This window comes from Streptomyces hypolithicus (genome assembly GCF_052934925.1).
Genome location: NZ_CM128811.1, coordinates 894,566 through 912,489 on the forward strand (window position 1 = coordinate 894,566; position 17,924 = coordinate 912,489).

General features: G+C 69.1%; 11 protein-coding genes. 3 read left to right on the plus strand and 8 right to left on the minus strand.

What is annotated here, in order from left to right; all coding sequences use genetic code 11:
- Positions 1-119: 119 nt before the first annotated feature.
- On the plus strand, positions 120-818 hold the full coding sequence (locus tag ACU6WZ_RS04305; protein ID WP_447031778.1) for an SDR family oxidoreductase: 699 nt from the start codon (positions 120-122) through the stop codon (positions 816-818).
- Positions 819-922: 104 nt separating this feature from the next.
- Here ACU6WZ_RS04305 and ACU6WZ_RS04310 read toward each other — a convergent pair whose 3' ends face one another.
- Both ACU6WZ_RS04310 and ACU6WZ_RS04315 read right to left on the minus strand, forming a co-directional pair.
- Positions 923-2,047, minus strand: a complete 1,125-nt coding sequence (locus tag ACU6WZ_RS04310; protein ID WP_447031779.1) for an alpha-hydroxy acid oxidase — start codon at positions 2,045-2,047, stop codon at positions 923-925.
- Positions 2,048-2,067: 20 nt separating this feature from the next.
- Complete coding sequence (locus ACU6WZ_RS04315) at positions 2,068-2,214, minus strand: hypothetical protein (RefSeq protein WP_447031781.1); 147 nt, start codon at positions 2,212-2,214, stop codon at positions 2,068-2,070.
- 194 nt (positions 2,215-2,408) lie between these two features.
- Here ACU6WZ_RS04315 and ACU6WZ_RS04320 point away from each other — a divergent pair, with 194 nt between their 5' ends.
- Positions 2,409-3,779: an IS4 family transposase gene (locus ACU6WZ_RS04320; protein ID WP_447030240.1), complete on the plus strand. Its 1,371-nt coding sequence runs from the start codon at positions 2,409-2,411 to the stop codon at positions 3,777-3,779.
- Here the strand turns inward: ACU6WZ_RS04320 and ACU6WZ_RS04325 are convergent, their stop codons facing one another.
- The 5 genes from ACU6WZ_RS04325 to ACU6WZ_RS04345 form a co-directional block, all read right to left on the minus strand.
- Positions 3,780-3,965, minus strand: coding sequence for a hypothetical protein (locus ACU6WZ_RS04325; protein WP_447031782.1), 186 nt, complete (start codon positions 3,963-3,965; stop codon positions 3,780-3,782).
- A 415-nt stretch (positions 3,966-4,380) separates the two neighbouring features.
- Positions 4,381-7,485, minus strand: a complete 3,105-nt coding sequence (locus tag ACU6WZ_RS04330; protein WP_447031783.1) for a pPIWI_RE module domain-containing protein — start codon at positions 7,483-7,485, stop codon at positions 4,381-4,383.
- Positions 7,486-7,519: 34 nt separating this feature from the next.
- Complete coding sequence (locus ACU6WZ_RS04335) at positions 7,520-11,188, minus strand: pPIWI_RE_Z domain-containing protein (RefSeq protein ID WP_447031784.1); 3,669 nt, start codon at positions 11,186-11,188, stop codon at positions 7,520-7,522.
- Positions 11,181-12,371 carry a pPIWI_RE_Y domain-containing protein gene (locus ACU6WZ_RS04340; protein WP_447031785.1) on the minus strand — a complete coding sequence of 397 codons (1,191 nt, stop codon included), beginning with the start codon at positions 12,369-12,371 and terminating at the stop codon, positions 11,181-11,183. The genes ACU6WZ_RS04335 and ACU6WZ_RS04340 overlap by 8 nt, the downstream gene beginning before the upstream one ends.
- Entirely contained in the window at positions 12,368-14,089 is a 1,722-nt protein-coding gene (locus ACU6WZ_RS04345) for a PD-(D/E)XK nuclease family protein (protein ID WP_447031786.1), read from the minus strand. Before ACU6WZ_RS04345 ends, ACU6WZ_RS04340 begins: the two co-directional genes overlap by 4 nt.
- A 241-nt stretch (positions 14,090-14,330) precedes the next feature.
- Here ACU6WZ_RS04345 and ACU6WZ_RS04350 point away from each other — a divergent pair, with 241 nt between their 5' ends.
- Entirely contained in the window at positions 14,331-15,806 is a 1,476-nt protein-coding gene (locus ACU6WZ_RS04350) for a serine/threonine protein kinase (RefSeq protein ID WP_447031787.1), read from the plus strand.
- Positions 15,807-15,822: 16 nt separating this feature from the next.
- On the opposite strand, the gene ACU6WZ_RS04355 is transcribed toward ACU6WZ_RS04350, so the two are convergent.
- Positions 15,823-17,916: an N-6 DNA methylase gene (locus ACU6WZ_RS04355; RefSeq protein ID WP_447031789.1), complete on the minus strand. Its 2,094-nt coding sequence runs from the start codon at positions 17,914-17,916 to the stop codon at positions 15,823-15,825.
- Positions 17,917-17,924: the final 8 nt, after the last annotated feature.

Below are 17,924 nucleotides of genomic sequence, written 5' to 3' on the forward strand. Positions count from 1 at the left end.
GGCGTTCCGGGGAACCGGCGGCGGCCCGGAGTCGGTCGACCTCACGCGCCACCTCGCGTTCATCGACGTCCGGGACCCTGGCGGACCCCCGATGACCACGTCACTGAGGAGGCCGTCCGATGGAACCCGTCACGCTGATCACCGGTGGCTCGACCGGAATCGGCGCCGCCACCGCCCGCGCCCTGCTCAAGCAGGGGCACCGCGTGGCCGTCACCGGGCGCGACGCGGACAAGCTGGCCGCCTTCGCCGCTTCGGCCGGAGCGGGCGAGCGGCTGCTGACGATCACCGGCGACACCAGCGACGAGCACGACGTCGCCTCCGCCGTGCGCCACGTGGTGGACGCGTGGGGCCGGCTGGACAACGTCATCGCCAACGCCGGTTTCTCGCTGCCCGGCAACCTGGAGAGCCACGCCCCCGAGGACATGCGCGCCATGGTCCTCACCAACGTCCTGGGCCCGGCCCTGCTGGTGCGGGAGACCCTGCCGCACCTCAGGGAGTCCAAGGGCCGGATCGTGATCATCGGTTCGATCGCCGGGGTGCGCAACACGCCCGGCAACCTGTACTCGGTCACCAAGTGGGCCGCGCACGCGCTGGCCGAGAACACCCGGCTGCTGGTCGGCAAAGACGGGGTCGGCGTGACCGTCGTCGCCCCCGGGGTGGTGGACACCCCGTTCTGGGCCAAGCGCGGCGGCACCCCCGAGGCGGCGCCGGCGATGACCGCCGAGCAGATCGCGGACACGATCGCCTTCGCCGTCAACCAGCCCGCGGGCGTGGACATCAACCACATCACCATGCGGCCGACCGGGCAGCTCGGCTGACGCCGCGCTCCCAACGACCTTACGGAAATGCGCCCTTGGCCCCCGCCGCGTACCACGCGGTGCGGGCCGAGGGCGCCTTCGGGCGTCCGGGCGGACGCGCGGCGTCAGGCGGAGAGGTGGGCGCACCCGGGAAGGACCACCCCGGACCGCTCGAAGTCGGCCACGGTGGGCGCCCCCATCAGGGCCATGACCTCCTCGAACTCGCCCATGAGCAGCCGCAGGACGTCCGCGACGCCCTCCGCGCCGGAGTGGGCGAGCCCCCACAGGGCCGGGCGCCCGACCATCACCGCGTCCGCGCCCAGGCACAGGGCCTTGGCGATGTCGGCGCCGTGCCGGACCCCGCCGTCGAGGACGACCGCGCACCGCCCGGCGACGGCGTCCACGATCTCGGCGAGGGCGTCGGGGGCACTGCGGGAGAAGTCCAGCTGGCGGCCGCCGTGGTTGGAGACGACCAGCCCCGAGACGCCGTGCTCGATGGCCAGTTCGGCGTCCTCAGCGGTGAGCACGCCCTTCAGCACCAGGGGCAGGGAGGTCACTTCGCGCAGCCAGGCGAGGTCATCCCAGGTGATCGAGGCGTCGAACTGCTCCTTGGAGTGCCGGGCGATGGCCGACTCCCCGTCCCTGCTGCCGTGCGAGGCGGCCATCACGTCGTGCGCCACGTTGACCGCCCGGATGCCCGGGGGCACCGCGAACCCGTTGGCGGCGTCCCGGGGACGGAACGCCACCCTGGGCGCGTCGACGGTGAGGACCAGCGCGCGGAAACCGGCGGCCTCGGCCCGGCGGATCAAGTCCACCAGGAGGTCGCGGCGCTTGAGCCAGTACAGCTGCAGCCACAGCGGGCCGCTGGCCGCGGCTGCGATGTCCTCCAGCGTCCGGCTCGCGAACATGCTGACCGTGAACAGGGCGCCGCCCTCGCCCGCGGCCCGCGCCGTCGCCATCTCGCCCTCCGGGTGGGCGAGTTGGTGGTACGCCATGGGGGCGATGACCAGGGGGTCGGCGAGGTCCGCCCCGAGCAGCTCGGTGCGGGGGTCGCAGTGGGATACGTCGACGAGACAGCGCGGCCGCAGCCGGATCCGGTCCAGGGCCTCCCGCCCCGCCGTCAGCATCGACTCGGTGCCGCTGCCGCCCGCGAAGAAGTCCCACACCGGTCCCGGCAGCCGCTCCTTGGCCGCTGCCTCGTACGCGCGCAGCGCCAGCACCACATCTTCTCCGTTCGCCGTACTGTTCAAGGGGTTCGGGGCACCGGCCATTAGGCGGCGGTGCCGGTGGTCTGCGCGGTGACGAAGGCGGCCAGCCTGGCCACGCTCTCAGTGACGGCCTCCGGGCTCTGCGCGCTGCACGACAGGCGCAGTTGGTGGGTGCCGCCGCCGTCCAGGTGGAAGTCGCTCATCGTCATCCGCGGCACCCCGTAGGTCAATGCCGGGAAGCTTGGCTTGATCATCTCGTGTGCGGGCGCTGGATGCAGCGAAGCTCCTGTAGAACGAGCGATCTACCACGATCGACTTGTTCGGAACAGGAGCTTCGTTGTCTGGGGAGTCTGGCATAGAGGGGTCGTCGCGTGCGAGCGCGGGACAGACGGGGCAGCTGGGTGTGTTGCGCCAGGTTGTGACACGGCGGATGGTCACGGATGTGCTGGCGGCTTCCGGCCGCGGGGACCGGCGTAGTGACGGCAAACTCTGCGCGGTGACGTGTGTGTTCTTCGTGCTCGCGTTGACGCTGTTCCCGAGAGACGGCTACCGGTCGGTGCTGTCGAAGCTGGCCGGTGGGACGGCGCGGCTGGCCGCGCGGGGCCAGCTGGTCTCCTCCTCGGCGCTGCGGCAGCGCCGCGTCACGCTGGGCCCGGAGCCGTTCCGGTTACTGTTCGAGCGGATCGCCGGGCCGGTCGGCACGGTCGCGATGCCGGGGGTGTTCTGGCGGGGGCTTCGGCTGGCCTCGGTGGACGGCACGTTTCTCGAGGTCGCCGACACCGCGGTGAACGCGGTGTTCGGCCGGACCCGCAATCAGCGGCGGATCGCCGCGTTCCCCCAGGTCCGCCTGGTCGCGCTGATCGAGTGCGGGACCCGGGCGCTGCTCGGGGTGGCGTTCGACATCCGCCGGGTCTGTGAGCAGGACCTGACACGGCGCCTGCTGGACCGGATGCGCCCCGGGATGCTGGTCCTGGCCGACCGGGGATTCCCGGGCTGGCTGCTGTGGGTCGATGCCGCCGCCGGCGGGGCGGATCTGTTGTGGCGGATCTCGGCGGCGGTGCGGCTGGTCCCCGACGAGGTCCTGCCCGACGGCTCCTGGCTCGCGACCCGGCACGCGCACAAGAACATCACGAAAGCCCTGGCGGGGCGGCCCCGGTCGGTACGGATCCGGGTGATCGAGATGGTGGTCGTCATCGAGGCCGCCGACGGGTCACGACGCCATGAGCCCTACCGGCTCATCACCACCTTGCTCGACCCTGCGGCCTTCCCCGCCGGTGAACTGGCCGCACTGTATTCCCAGCGGTGGGAATCCGAGCTCGAATTCCGGGACTTGAAGATCACTCAGCGCGGGGCACGCGCCGTCCTGAGATCGAAGACACCCGCGCTGGTCAACCAGGAGATCTGGGCGTATCTCGTCACCCACCAGGCGATCCGCCGCACGATCAGTTCCACCGCCGCCGGCCACGGGCTCGATGCCGACCGGCTCTCCTTCACTGTCGCCCTGACCGTCGCCCGGGACACCGTGATCCGCACCACGGCGCGGATCGGCACCCACCTCGCCGAGATGACCACGTCGCTGCTGGCGAACCTGCGATCGGCCGAGCGACGCCTGCGGGTCTGCCCCCGGACCGTGAAACGCCCCAGCTCCATCTTCCCCTCGAAACCCGCCGGGCCGGCCAGCCGCAGCACAAAAATCACCGGATACGGGATCGAAATCATCCCACTCGACACAACCCCGCCGACCACCGCGGAGCCCGACAGCCACACGAGATGATCAAGCCAAGCTTCCCGGCATTGCGCCGTAGGTGCGCGCGGACAGCTCCAGGGCCTTGTGGTCGGCGGCGAAGGGCACGGTGACGACGGCGAAGAAGCCGCCGTCCGGACGGTTCCAGGAGATGCCGAGCTCGGCCCGGCGCTCCGCGGGGAAATGCCGCTCCAGCTCGTCGAGGAGTGTGTCCATGTTCGTGCGGTAATACGCGATGGCCCCGGCGTTCGCCTCGCGCAGCCGGCAGTCGCTCTCGATGAGCAGTCCGCCGATGACGGCCTGGCTGACGGCCGAGGTGAAGCTGATGGCAGCGTGATTACTACTGCAGCGAGGCGCGGAGCGGAGCGGACAGCCGAAGATCCACCGGGGCGACTTTCGTGAGTCCGAATACCGCGCTGCAGATGAGGAACGCCAGCCCTCAACCAGGTGCTGGTTAGGCGTCGCCGTCTCCTGCACTCGTCAGCACTGTTTGTTCATGCGCGACAGGTCCCGGGAACTCTACGATGCCACGGTCTGAGCCAAGAGGCAGCACCCAATTCATGCGGGACGAATTCTGAATGGGTGTCACGGGGCGGAGCGCGATCCTCCCTTGCCGGCTCCGCCCGCCTCTTCAGGAGAAGAGGGAGAGCTGCTCGTCCTCCGGCGCTTGCGCGAGACCGGGCTCCTCCGCACATTCCGGGTCTACGTCCGCCGGTTCGGTGTCCGCTGCCTCCGCGATCACACCCAGCGCCGCCACTACACGCTGCCCATTGACACTACTCTTCGCCTCGGCGGCGGCCGACTCCTCCGGAGAGAATTCCTCGGCCTCGTTGTCCCCCTCGGCAACCGTCGGCAGAACGTAGTGTTGGGCGAGGCTCGCCAGGTGCAGGGGCAGCGGCAGCGAAAGTGCGTCCAGGTAATCGGGGGCCTGGCGAAGCTGGTGCACCGCGAGGGCGAGGGCTTCGGGCGAGTCACCGTCGTCCGGGTGGCAGCCGAGGACGGCGATCTCCACCAGACCTGGGTTCCAGGCGGGGATGTGTGTGTCGATTGTGGGTTTGCCCTTGTTGGGGCCCTGTCGCAGGGGGCGGGGAGCGATCTTGTCAGCCTCGACGGCTGAGTCCCGGAAGGTGCCTGCCTTGGGAGTGGTGCTGTAGAAGACCCGCCCTGAGGACCAGCCCGCGTCTTCGACTTCCACCCACAGCCCCTGGGGCAGGCCGTTGACCTCACCGGGGGCGGCGTTACCCCACCACTGGGGAGTCTCCCGCCCTGCCGCGGTGCGTACGCGGATCAGCCGGAGGTCGGGGTCGAGTCCCGCAGGTTGCGCGTGCCCGGTCTTGATCAGGTCCCGCTCGGTTCGGCCGTCCTGGAGCCAGGGCCAGTGGAGTCGGCTGTTCTGAGAGTGAGTCAGCAGGACAGTCGGCCGGCCGCGGAGGGAGTGGACCATCTTCTGGAGATAGCGGGCGGTGGCCCTGCGCTGCTCGTCCATGTTCTGGTGCCAGACACGGTACTTCGAGCGCTGCCGGGGCACGGTGACGGCGGCATCAGCGTCCATGGCATCCCTGGTCTCGGTGGATTCACTCACTTCCGGAATTTCGGCTGTTTTGACCAGGCCGAGCAGGAAGTGGGGATAGGGGATCCACTGCCTCGTCCGCTCATCCCAGCCTGTGACTGCCGCCAGGCCGCTGCCCGCAGCGAGCGGCGTGACCATGACGGCCACCGGCGTGTGGCGGGGCAGCCCGGTGGGACCGTCCTTCCGTCGCTTGACCATGTACGTGGCGACGTAGCGCAGGTTCTCGGGAAGCGCCTTACCGAGTGTGTGCTCGGGCATAACACGGACGCCGTACTGGCGTAGGGCGTCCTCCCATCCCGAATGGACCCGGTGGGATAGGTTCTTTTCGGAGTTGTGCCCCTTGGCCTTCTTGGGGACGAGCGCGAACTGCGTGAGCACGCCTGCGTCCGCACAGCCCAGCCGGAGCGCGTACTTGGGGTCGTCCAGACGGTGGGCGAAGTCCTGCCTGCGGTCGATCTCCACAAGTGCGAAGTCCGGGCGAAGCGGGTCGGCTCCGTCGGCGGCGAGGAACGCCTCGGCCGCCTTCCTCCGGCTGGTGATCCCCGCCTCAAGGGCCTTGCCCTTCGGACGAGCCTTGGGGTCGATGCCCAAGGTGTCAGTGATTCCGCCAGTAGTGCGCAGGCAGCGAAGGCGAAGCGTGAGTTCCGGCGACTTCCATTCGAGGATGACCGGGCTACCGGGCGCGGACCGCTCGTACACCTCCTCGGCGGTGGCGGGCTCCGGCCGACCTCCGTCTCCCTCCAGCCCGAGCACATCGGCAAGCGCTTCGACGGCTGCATCCCGGAACAACGGGGTCTGCCACAGCAGCCGTGCTTCGACGAGCGCTACGTCCCCGGCGCCCCCGACCGACTCCGCGGGGGCCTGTCCTTCGTTGATCCTGGCTGCCACCGCGAGTGCGGTCCGTCGTGCAAGGGCTTCTCGTTCCGCCTCGGTGGCCTTTTCCGATGCCTTGGGCTTGGGCCGGGCGTTGGCCGGGGCGCTGCTGCCGGCGCTCGCCCGGCTGAGGGACGGAACCCGGCGCATCGCCTCGGGCAGTGCCTCCTCGGCCCACTTGACGATCTGTGACCGTTGGTGCGACATAAGGCCGGTGCCAATGCCGTGAGCACCCATGTGTGTGCTGTGGACGACCGCGGCACGGGTACCGATCCCGTCGCCGATCCACTCCTCAGGTTCAGTGAGCAGACTGTCCGGGTCGGGAAAGGGACTACTAAGCGCCATCCTGCCGAGGATCTGAGCGGGTCCGTTGTTCTTCCAGGCGTACCCCTGAGTGCCCCGTTCCCAAGTCAGACGCGCCACCGCGTACCGGTCGCTAGTGGGCGCTCCGGGCAGCCAGGGGATGCCCGGCAGCAGATAAACGGAGGTGTCGCGGCCATACGGCAGCCGCAGCCGCTGCTTCTTCGCGTCGAGGCGGGTCGCCCAGCGGCGCACTCCGGTGTGCAAGTGGAGACGCGGCCGGGGGTCGAGGGGGACGGTGTGCAGCGAGATGTTGATCACGATGGAGAACCACCACGCGCGTCCCTTGACCACCTGCGAGAGTGGCTGCGAGAGGAGCTCCGCCCCTTGCTGGCGCGGGCCACGCGGCACAGCGCGGAAGTACAGGCTGCCGGCGCTGTGTTCGTAGGGGTCGAGAGCGATGATGCGCCGGGCCAGGGCATCGGTCGCGAGTTGGTACTGCCGGTCGCGCGGTGCAGCGGTTCCACCGCCGGTCGTGGGACAGCCGAGGAGATCGACGGTGACGTCCTGCCACTGCGGCGGGCAGGCGCGAAGCGCTAGGTGAGTGTCAAGGACGGTGCGGTGATGCTCGGGTTCAGGACGAAGATCCTTGAGCCAGGAGCCAGTGAGCCGGTCCAGGGTGTCACCGGGCAGAGGGTGGGAGACGTCGTACGGGGCATAGAGCCAGAAGTCCTCGGCCTGCTGGCTCGGGTCGCGGGGCCGTCCTCGGACGATCAGGCCGGGGGCGAGGCTCTGCAGGACTCCATTGAAGCGCGCGACGGGCGCGGTGCGGTACGCCTCGGCCTCCGGAGCGCGGCCGAGGTTGCAGAGTTCCAGGATGCTCGCGTGCCACTGCTCGGGAAAGGGCAGCGCTCGATATTCGGCGGTCCAGGGGGTGGCGTCGGACTTGAGGAGGTAGGCGGCGCGGCTGGCGTCACGGTATTTGACGGCCATGGGAGTTCACTCTCTCCTTCTGCTTCCTTGGGGGTCAGTTTCCGGCGCTCAGGCCGCACAGGGCCTCGTAGAGCGGGTGGTAGAGCGTGCGCACCAGGGCGGGGTCAGCAGGGCTGGGAAACGATTCGGGTTCGGACGCGTCGTCGAAGTAGGGCGCTAGGACGTCTCGGAGCTTGATGAGCAGACCGTCTTCGTTGCGCCGACGTCCGCTCCGGGTCGCGGCCTCGGGCGGAGCACCGGTCTCGGCGAGTGCGGGGGCGAAGGCCGCATCGACGAACACGACTCGCGCAGGTACCCCACCTCGTACCAGTCGGCCGATGACCTGCCAGATGGTGACGAGTTGGTCCCATGCGAAGGAGGTCTTCTCCGCGTCGCTGAGCTGCGAGTAGATGTAGCGCCTGGACAGCAGTCGGCGCCATTCCTTCCGGGCCGCGAGGCGGAAGGCCAGCCCTGCGGCGTCCAGGTCCGTCGCGTCGGCCACCAGCTTGGCGAAGGTTCCCGCTTCGGCGTTCGGCTGATCGCGGACGAACCTGGTGACCCAGTCGTTGACGGCGAAGACGGCCAGCGAGAGGTCGTCGGGGCGCGGGTGGGGCCGGGCGAGGAAGAGCACAGTCCCGAAGGCGGCCTTGTGGCTCTGGTTGAGGATGTTGTGGCCGCGCTCGATCGCCATCAGGGGGGCGACCAGGACTTCAGCGTCCTCGTCCTTCGCGAAGGCTGCCAGGTCCCCGCGGCGTACGGCGGAGGCGCCGGTGAAGTCGTCCGTGGTCGTGTCGCCGGGGCCTGCGTGGTCCAGCTCCGCCTTGTCAGAAGCCAGGACCCGGACCTTTCCGCGCCAGCGCGGCACGCGTTCGAGAAGGTCGGCGGCGATCCTGGCGTCGTGGTAGCTGCCGACCAGGATCAGTGCCCGGCGGCGTTCCCCGTCCTCGATCCGCCGCAGCTCCCGGTCCAGGAGCGATGTGCTGCCCGGGGACGACTTCCCGAGCTGGGTGACCATCTGTGCAAGGACGCGTTCACGGGTGTCGAGTTTCGCTCCGGAGAGGGTGAGCGGGGCCCCTTCTCCGTCGTAGAGGAACAGCGTGCTGAAGTGAGTACGCCGGATGGAGTCGACCGCGGTCTGGTGGGGTTTGAGGATGGCTTTGACCGGGGCCATCACGTGTGCGCGGGTCGATGTCCCGGCCCAGCTGGTGCCGGACATGAGCAGCACGTGTGGTCCGGGTCGGCCCGCATCGGGGTCGGCTCCCAGCGCGGGAAGGTTGAGCAGGAGTTCCCGGCCGACACCGGCGCACCGGAAGAAGCGGAGGGTGCCACTGCGGTGTTCATCGCCGTCCGGGCCTCGCTCCGGGTCTTCGGGCAGGTACTGGAATCCGAGGACGTTACCCATGGGTGCTTCCGGCACTACCGGCGCGTAGTCCAAGGGCGGCCTGCGGGACAGTTCGTTGTCGGCGGTGTCCAGATGGAGGGCCGCCTCGGCTTGCGGCCACAGGAAGGTGACACGTTCGAGGCGCTGGTGCAGTGCGGCCAGTACCAAGGTGAACTCGAGGCGTCGGGCCTCCCGTTCCAGCCATAGATCCGCCCCCCACATGTCCGAGGGATCCCGGGCGGGCTTTCCCGGCCCGGGTGCCTCTTGGCGCAGGGAACCGTCCAACAGGGGTGATCCGACGAGCAGAGTGTCGAGTACGGATCGGACACGCCGACTGGCGACTGTCTGGTCGAGATTGTGCAGGAGATCTCCGGCCCTGCGAATCAGAGTGTCGGTGAGGTCGCTGTGCGGGCCTTGATCTCCGAGCGGGTCGTCGCGGAAGGCATCGAGGGCATCGGTCACTTCGCTGCGGCGTGCCTCCCACGGTTCCGTACCGGGAGTGCGCGGCATGGATACGAGACCGTCGGGCTCGCCGTCGGAGTCGTACACCTCGGTGTCGAAGGCGATCCCGTCCGGGAGAGATCCATCGGCGCGCAGACGGGGGTACCACTCATTGATGAGTTTCTCCTGGAGGGTCCAGGCACTGAAGTACTCGATGTCCGCCCACTTGACGAGGTCGTCCTCGGTGATCAGCCTGCGGTAGAGGCGGTTGGTGGCGGTGTGAACGAGCTCCAGTGAGGCCGACCAGCGTTCGACGTCACGCACCGAGAGGGGAAGACGGCCCTGCCGGGCCAACTCGTCGATCTTGTGGATGCCGAGCCGGTCCAGCCAGGATTCCGGACCGCGCACGATCAGCGTGGCGGACGGGGCGAAAGCGGTGTCGAACTGCATCTGCACGCGGTCGGCCTCGTCAACGATGACGATGTCGCTTCGCAAGCAGGCCAGTTCGAGGTGCCTCAGCCGTTCGGCGTTGAGGTGGTTCGGGACGGCGCTCTGCAGCAGGCTGGCCGGGTTGGCCACCCAGATCAGGGCGTCGACCAGCTCACGGTCGGTGGCGTGCCGGGGGCAGACGCTCCACACCGGGCAGCCGTGGTCGGACCGGGCGGCCTCCGGCGCCGCTCCCTCCGCTCCCCCGTCAGCGTGCCTCTCGGCCATGTCGTGCCGATACACGGGCATCGGGATGTCCCCGACGGCCGTCGGACCAGGCTTCTTGACCGGGCGCAATTCCGTGCAGGGGGCGTCGATATAGCGCAGAGGTTCGGCCGCTTCCAGTCCGCGCTGAGCGTCGAGGACACATACCGTGCTCAGGATGTCGAAGGCCGGATCGTCGTGCTGAAGCAGGGAAGCTTGGCCACGTGCGGCGAGTCGGCGGTGCAGCCGGGATGCGTGCTGCTCACGAGTGGTACCGCCGATGACGGGCGCAGCCCGGAGTCCCAGATCCCGGAACTGGCCGACCAGGGTGAGCTGTTCGGCGACATCACCGACGACCAGTGTGGTGCGCAGCTCCCTACGGGCACCCCATACAGCGATGAGGATCATCAGGGTGCTCTTCCCTGCGCCCACCATGCCGACCAGGTGGAGCAGCTGATCCAGGCGCAGCACCACCGTCTTCTCGAAGCGCAGCCCGTCGACGGACAGGACATCGAGTTGCAGGTCCTCCAGACGCTGAACCCATTTCCCGGTGGGAAGTCCAAGGGCCGCCTCGCCCTCCTCCATCCAGCGCGCAGTTTCGGCGAGTTCGGTTAGCGGGATCTCCAGAGGGCGGCCAGCGGTATCCGGCACCCGGCTCAGATCGTGTCCGGTGGCCGGTGGAAAACACAACTGCTCGGGGACAGTTACAGACGCCTGGCGCTGTCGCTCAGTGAATCGGGACTGGCCTGCCGGGGCAAGCTTCAGCAGGCGCTGATCGAAGTCCGGAAGCCGGGACAGCGCATGATCGAACCTGTCGAAGCGGTCGCCTGCGACTGTCGGCTCGACCCGCCGCACCGGCCCTCCTCCCTCGGGCAGCCGGTATCCGCGGAGCCGTTCGGGCAGTTGGACGTACGTCTCCATGCACTGGTGCCACATCCGGCGGCGGCGGAGCTTCCACAGCAGGTGGCGTGCCACGTCCAGCCGGGCACGCTGTGCCGGGGTGGTAGCGAGGCCCGCGGCCACGGAGAAGGGGTAGCCGCCCAGGAGGGTGTAGACGCCATGGGCGTCGCGGGACGGGTCGAGGCTCTCCATCAGGTAGAGACCGAGTTCCACCTGGCAGAGCAGGGAGGGTTTCACGTCCTGGTGTTCCTGGGGCCAGACCGGTTCCAGGGCTTTGGCTAGTGGCTGGTACCACTCGCTGCTGTTACGCACGGGGAGATCCGTTCGTCGGTGCGAGGTCCGTCAGCTGGGGGCCGGCCGTCCCGCGGAGTCGGGCGGTGGCGAGTGCAACGAGCCGGTCGTCGATGAACAGGGGGAGCCCCTCGGCCGTGGCGGGACGGTTGCGTCGGTACGTGCCGAGGTAGTCGCGATGGGCTTCGGCCTGTTCACGGGGGACCACCCAGCACGACTCGTCGTAGGGCGGTTCCGGGCGGACGGGCTTGGCGGCACGGCCGAGCAATCCTGGGTGCTTCCAGTCCTTGACGTCGATGGCCCAGACGTACCCGTCGGGGAAGGTCACACGCAGGTCGTAGGCGTCGAATCCGGGCCAGAGCTGAATCTCGAGTCCGAGCGCCGTCAGGCGACCCGCCAGTTCGACCTCAGCGCGTCCGGGGCCGGTGACGAACTGCCTTAGGGGTCGCATCAGTTGCAGCAGTCCGGCCGCGTCCGCTCCCTCCAGGGTCCGCCCGTGCGGAGGCGCACCCCGACGGCGGCACCGGTCACGCTCGCACCACCATGCCCCGCCCGCGACCGGCGTGAGCAGCGTCAGGCAGCGACCGCAGGTGGCGTAGCCGCCCTCGTGTTCGTAGGAAGCCGGGACCGCCGCGTAGCACTGGTCCAGGAGTTCTTGCACGGGGGCGAGGAACAAATCGGTCTCGATCTCGAACCGTTCCACTCCGGTGAGCACTGGGCGTTCGACCAGGAGCCTGCGGAAGGCCACATAGGACTCTGGCGACGATGCATTGCGGCACAGGCGCATCGCCGTGTGGATGACCTCCCGGTCGAACTGCGCGGCACCGGCGTCCTTGCCTCTGATCCACCACTCGTGGCACAGCTGGGTGGGGACCAGCGCCTCGGGGTCCACCAGGAAGTCGTCCGGTCCGAAGGCGTCCGGCGGCAGGTCGAGGGGCCAGTCCTCCAAGGGGCGACTGTGGCACCAGAAGAGCAGTTCCGGGAGGCTGCGGGGGATCTCCTCGACGCCTCGGAGAAGGCAGGCGAGGACGGTCCGGTCCAGTGCGCGCTGTGCTTCGGCCGGATAGGGCAGCCTGAAGGACGAGAGGGAACCTAGGTCGGCGAGCTGGATCACCGCGCCGGCCAGGGTACGGACGAGGCGTACATCAGGGAAGCCGAGCCAGTCGCCGAGCTGAGCGGCGTGGGAGTCGGAAGCGGTGGTCATCGGGGCTCCTTCTCCGCCATGGCGAGATGTTCGATGCCCGGACGGCACCATTCGAGGGCTTCGCAACTGCCGCAGTGCCGACCTGGATCGATCGGGTAGTCCTGGTCTCGAACCCAGGGGCGGGCAAGTCCTGCGATCACTTCTCGCGCTTCGTCGACGATCCCCGGGCGCGAAGGGTCCAGCTCCTCGAAGGTCACGTCGTCGGTGTGCAGCAGTTCGAGCTCCACCCGGGAGCGCGCCACGTCTCCGCCCAGGACGTCGGCGGCCAGCATCAGCACGCCGAGAGCCAGCTGGGGGTAACGCCTCAACAGTGGCTCCCCTTCGTACAAATACCTGCTCGCGGTCTTGGTCTCCCGCCAGATCCAGCCCCCTTGGCGGGTGTGGAGCAGATCAGGGGTGGCTATCAGGACGAGATCGAGATCGGGGTCGTAGCAGGTCACCTGGTACTGGACACGCACCTCTTCCTCTGCGGCGAGGCCGTCCAACGGGCAGTAGAAGCCGTGCTGTTCGAGCATGGCAGCGCCGTCGAGCGCTTCCTTGCCACTGAGGTGCAGGTTGCCCGCGCCCCAGGACGCCGGGTCCGCCGGCCCGGGAAGTTCCTCACAGCTCCGGTAGGGCGGGATGCCGTGACGCTGGTTCAGGACGTCGTCAACCACGCGACCGCGTCGCACTTCCGGGCTCTCGGGCTTCGAGGAGCGCAGCTTGAGCTGCCGGGTCACGTGATACTTCGCCGGGCAGTCCCGGTAGGCGCGCAGATCGGTGACCGAGACGCTGCGCCGGGAGCGCCGGGGCTCCGGCGGCTCGATCCTCAGCAGTTCCGGGCTGCGCGGGAGGGCGTCACAACCGGCCAGCGCCTTGCAGTCAACGCAGCCGGTTCCGGGGCGGGTCCCCGTACCGTCGATGGCCTGGAGCAGCACGGGCCATCCGTCCGCCGTGAAGTGTTGCCGCGCCTCCTGTCGGTTCCAGTCGAGCAGTTGCTTGTGCTTGCCGTCTCCGCAGCCGAACTCGATGACTCGGACCTGTTCGGGCAGGTCGGTGCGGTGCTCAGGGAGCTGGTCCACCGGAACCGGGGTGTTCCGCTTCCTCCAGCCGCCGCCCGCCGGCCGCCCCCGGGCCGCGACGTACGCGGCTGCAGCCTTTTCCGCTTCGGGGCGATCGTCCTTCGCCGCCCCGAAGGTCAGCAGCCACAACTCCCTGGTGGAACCGCCGGGAGCCACGTATCGGCGCCCCCAGGCGGTCATCTCATAGGTGTCCGCGCCCCGCTTGTCGACCGGCCCGGGGTCCTTGCCGAGCACCCAGACATCACGGACCGGGACCGTGAGTGGGAGCCCTGCGGCTTGGCGGGAGCACTGGTCCGCCGCCCGGGCCGCCAAATAACGCTGGACCGCCTCAGCCGACCAGGACAGCAGCAAGGGATGTGCTTCACGGCGGCGATATAGCCCGAAGGTTCCCTTCGTGCGCCGGAGTTCCCCGATCACCTCCTCCGGGTCGTTGTGCTCGTGTTCAATCAGGTCGAGCGCATCCATAAAGATTTTGAGGGTGAAGTCCTGCAATTTTTCGACGAGTTCGGGTGGTTCGGGATGCGCGGTCAGCATCGGGCGGGCGTCACTGCTGCGCTTCGTCGGACAATCGCGGGGGTCGAGCCGCGCCGCACCGAGGTTCGTACGCACCAGTCGGATGTCACCACTGGTTCCGGCTGGGCGCGGCCAACTGCTCATAGTCTCCTCCAAGCGATACGGCAGCACGACCCGACCGACACCGCAGAGGACGGCGCGTCGAGGTCCGGGCGACACCAGCATGACACACGAGGTCTGTGAACTTAGTCCATTCACGAATACGAGACAGATCGCTTTACACTGGCGCATCGGCCACGCAACGAGCGGGCGGATCCGGAAACCCCGCCACTATCGCCGCTTCTCTGACGACGGCAGCGGGACGCTTCACAGGCAAGGGGCGGGCATGGAGAAGAGCGATGTGCTGGGCGGCCGGTACAAACTGCTCAAGCACCTGGGCAGCGGCGGCATGGCCGTGGTCTGGCAGGCGAGAGACCTGCAGGACGAGAGACTGGTGGCCGTCAAGTGCCTGCGTATGGAGAGCGATCTCCTGGACTCGCTGAACGGCGACGAGGCGCACGCCGAGCTCACGCGCATGCGTGGCCGATTCCGGCGCGAGGGCGCCCTTCTCGGACGACTGCGGAACAGGAGCATTCCCGAGCTGTACGGCCAGGGGATTCACGGCTCCGAGCCCTACCTGGTGATGCGCTTCGTCGATGGCAAACCCCTGCACCGCTTCCTGGACCGGTACACCCCCACCATTGAGGTCGGCGCGGCCATCGGGGTCCAGATCGCCGAGGCGCTGGCCTGCGCCCACGACCTGCCGGTAGTGCACCGCGACCTCAAGCCGTACAACTTGATCATCGATGAGAGCGGTGTGGTCGTCCTCATCGACTTCGGTATCGCCAAGCCGCTCTGGCCCGGCGTTACGGACTACACCCAGCACGGTTCCACCGTGGGCAGCAGGGGGTACGAGGCCCCGGAGCAGATCCTGGAACGCCAGATCACCCCGAGGACCGACCTGTACGCGCTGGGCTGCGTCCTATACCACCTGCTGACCGGACACCCACCGTTCTCCGGCGACCGCCTGAAGGACCAGCATGTGCATGACGCTCCGATCCCGCCGACCTGTCACGTTGGACACATCCCGGCGGAACTGGAGTCGCTGGTCCTGAAGTTGCTCGCCAAGGAGCCGGAGGACCGGCCGGAGAACGCCCGCGCGGTCGCGGAGGTGTTGCGACGGTACGCGCCCCGCCCGGGCGATGGCGCCCCCTCCCCTCGCCTGGAGCCGGACCCTACGCGTCCGTTGCGCCTGCCGGACGAGTACGACCTGCCCGTCGCTCCCACGACACCGGCGGCCACAGCCAGGCCGATCAGGAGGCGCCACGCTTCCGGGTTTCTCAGTCGTAGGACGTTCCAGGAGGTCACCGCCGAGGCGGAGACCGAGACCGATTCCGGTGAGCTCGCCAGCGCGGTCGACAAGCTGGCGGAGCTGCTCCCGGCCGCCCGCCGGGACTGGGGAGCCTTCGACCCACGGGTCCGTACGGCCCTGCGCGTGGCCGCGAACGGCATGCGCATCGCCGGGCGTTGTAAGGAGGCGATCGCGCTCTACGAGACGCTTGTCCTGCGGGCGGAGGGCAATGTAGGTCCGGACGATCTGGCCGACCACCTGGAAGGCACTCTCGGCGCGGCAGAGTGCCGTATCCCCTTCGGTGACCTGCTCCCTGCGGCGGTGGCGCGGGCCACGGTGCTCGAAGCGCTCCCCCAAGTCACTGGCCTTCGAGCTCAGGCACTGGCAGAGCGGTGCCACGAGGTCGGCATCGAGCTTGAGGAGCTGGGCTTCGAAGCGCAGACGGACGACCCGACGCGGGCGCCTCGGTGATGCGGGGCCGGCAGGCTCATCGGCCCGATCGGTCCAGCTTTCCCGCCGCGAGCCCGTCTCCGAGGCTCCTCACCAGATCCTCGCCCACCGCCGCGACGGAGCGGAGCGACTCCTCCAGTGCCAGAAGTTCCCTGAAGGCCAGCGCGTAAGGCTGCTGTTCGGCGAGGGAGAGCTGGAGCACCTGAAGTTTGCGTACGTCGATACGGGCCGAGCTGGAGGTGTGCGAGCCGGCTTGCCGCGCGTTCGCCGGAGCGCGCAGGCAGCCCGCGAGGAACCAGGGGTCGAGGAGTTCGGGGTCCGGGCGCAGTGCGTAGAGCTGAGGACCGAGCACCAGGAGTGTGTCCACTTGGACCCATACGCGAAAGGCCCGTTCGACGCCTGCCACGACGATGTCCCCGGGTTCGGCCACGGTGAGCGAGCCGGTTCCGGCGCCCTCCTCGACCTCGTCCTCGGAGAGCCAACCACCCGGCCGCCCGCCCATGATCAGGTCGGGAACGGTCATAACCGGTACCGCACCGTGCGGGAGAGCGTCGCCGTGCAGCAGTTCACCGGGGGGCGTCTGCCCCTGCCGCAGCTTGAGCGCGTGGGCACGGTCCAGGTCCGAGACCGTGATCGTGGACGCCGCATCGCCCCCAACTGACAGGTCGATCGCTGCGAGGGTCCGGGAACGGCCGCGTACCGCGTCGAGCAGGCCGTCCAAGCGCCCCCAGGAATCATAGAGCTCGGCCTGGGCATCCACGGCCGCCTCCGGTACGTAACGGGCGGGCGTGAGATCCGTCTGTTCGTCGAGCAGGTCCATCACAGGGACGGTGACGCACCTCTCGGGCAGCGATTCCCCCGCTCCCTCCGTCCGGTCCCCGGACCAGGAATGAGCGTGCACGGCACCGAGAACGCGGCCGCTCAACCGTGACCAGTCGATGCCCTGGGCTCTCCGCACCGTCCCCTGCGGGGTTGCCGCGTCAAACAGGAACAGGTGCTCACCGGGAGCCGCCCCGCGATCGGTCATGGGCGCCCGGAGGATCCACAACTGAAGTGACACACTGTGCGGTTGAGCGGACCCAGCCGGCAGCGCGATGATCCCCCGCAGCGCGCCCGTGCGCAGGAGCGCCCCGCGGATGCGCCTGCCCGCACGCCGGGAGGCTACCGCCGGCGGTAGCAGAAGTACGGCCACGCCACCCGGCACCAGGCGCGCCAGTGCGTGCTCGACCCAGGCGAGCTCGGGCTCCGTCCTTGGCGGCAGGCCATAGACCCAACGGGGGTCGGTGGCCAGCTCCTCGTGCCCCCAATCGCGTGCGTTGAACGGGGGGTTGCACAGAATGACATCGGCCCGCACAGCAGCGTACGGGTCGGCACGGAGCGAGTCCCCTGCGCTGATCTCCGCACTCGCCCCTCCCCCGTCGACGTGCGCAAAACCCAACCGGGCCGCCGCCAGCGCGGCGAGTTCCGGGTCCTGGTCGGTCCCGAGGAGCACCGGAGCCATGGAGTCGTTCTCCGCCCTCCGCCCCCCCAAGCACTCACTGGCGGCCATAAGGAGCCCGCCGATACCGCATGCGGGGTCGAGGACGGTCGCCCTCCTCTCCCTGCCTCCGGGTTCTCCACCCCCGACAGCCAGAGCGATGTCCGCCATCAGCCGGGCCAGCGGAGCCGGGGTGATGCTGACCTGGCGCACATGGGCGTCGAGCCAGCGCGACAGCAGAAAGTCGAAGGTCTCTCTGCCTCCTTCGTGCCGCGCGGCCTCGACTGTCTCGTCCACCACACGGGCGGCCTCTTCCGGAAGGGCCGTCTGCTCGGGGACGACCCGATCCCCGCCTTCCGCGGCAAGGAGACGGGCGCCGGCTTCCGCGAGCGCCGCACCCATGACCGCGCGGTCGCCCAGCGCCTCGTAGTGCGGCCACAGTCGCTCGCGCAGCCCGATCCGCTCGACCTTCCCTTGGGCATGGAGCCAGCGTTCGACATCGGCCAGGGAGAACTGCGGGCTGGCGTCCGTCCCGCCGACCGGGGTCGGGAACGAGTCGTGGCGGCGCCGCCAGTTGCTCACCGCGGCTCGACCGACTCCCGCGATACGCGCGATTCCGGCCAGAGTGACGGGCGCGTCGATGGGGTCTGACATCTAGTTTC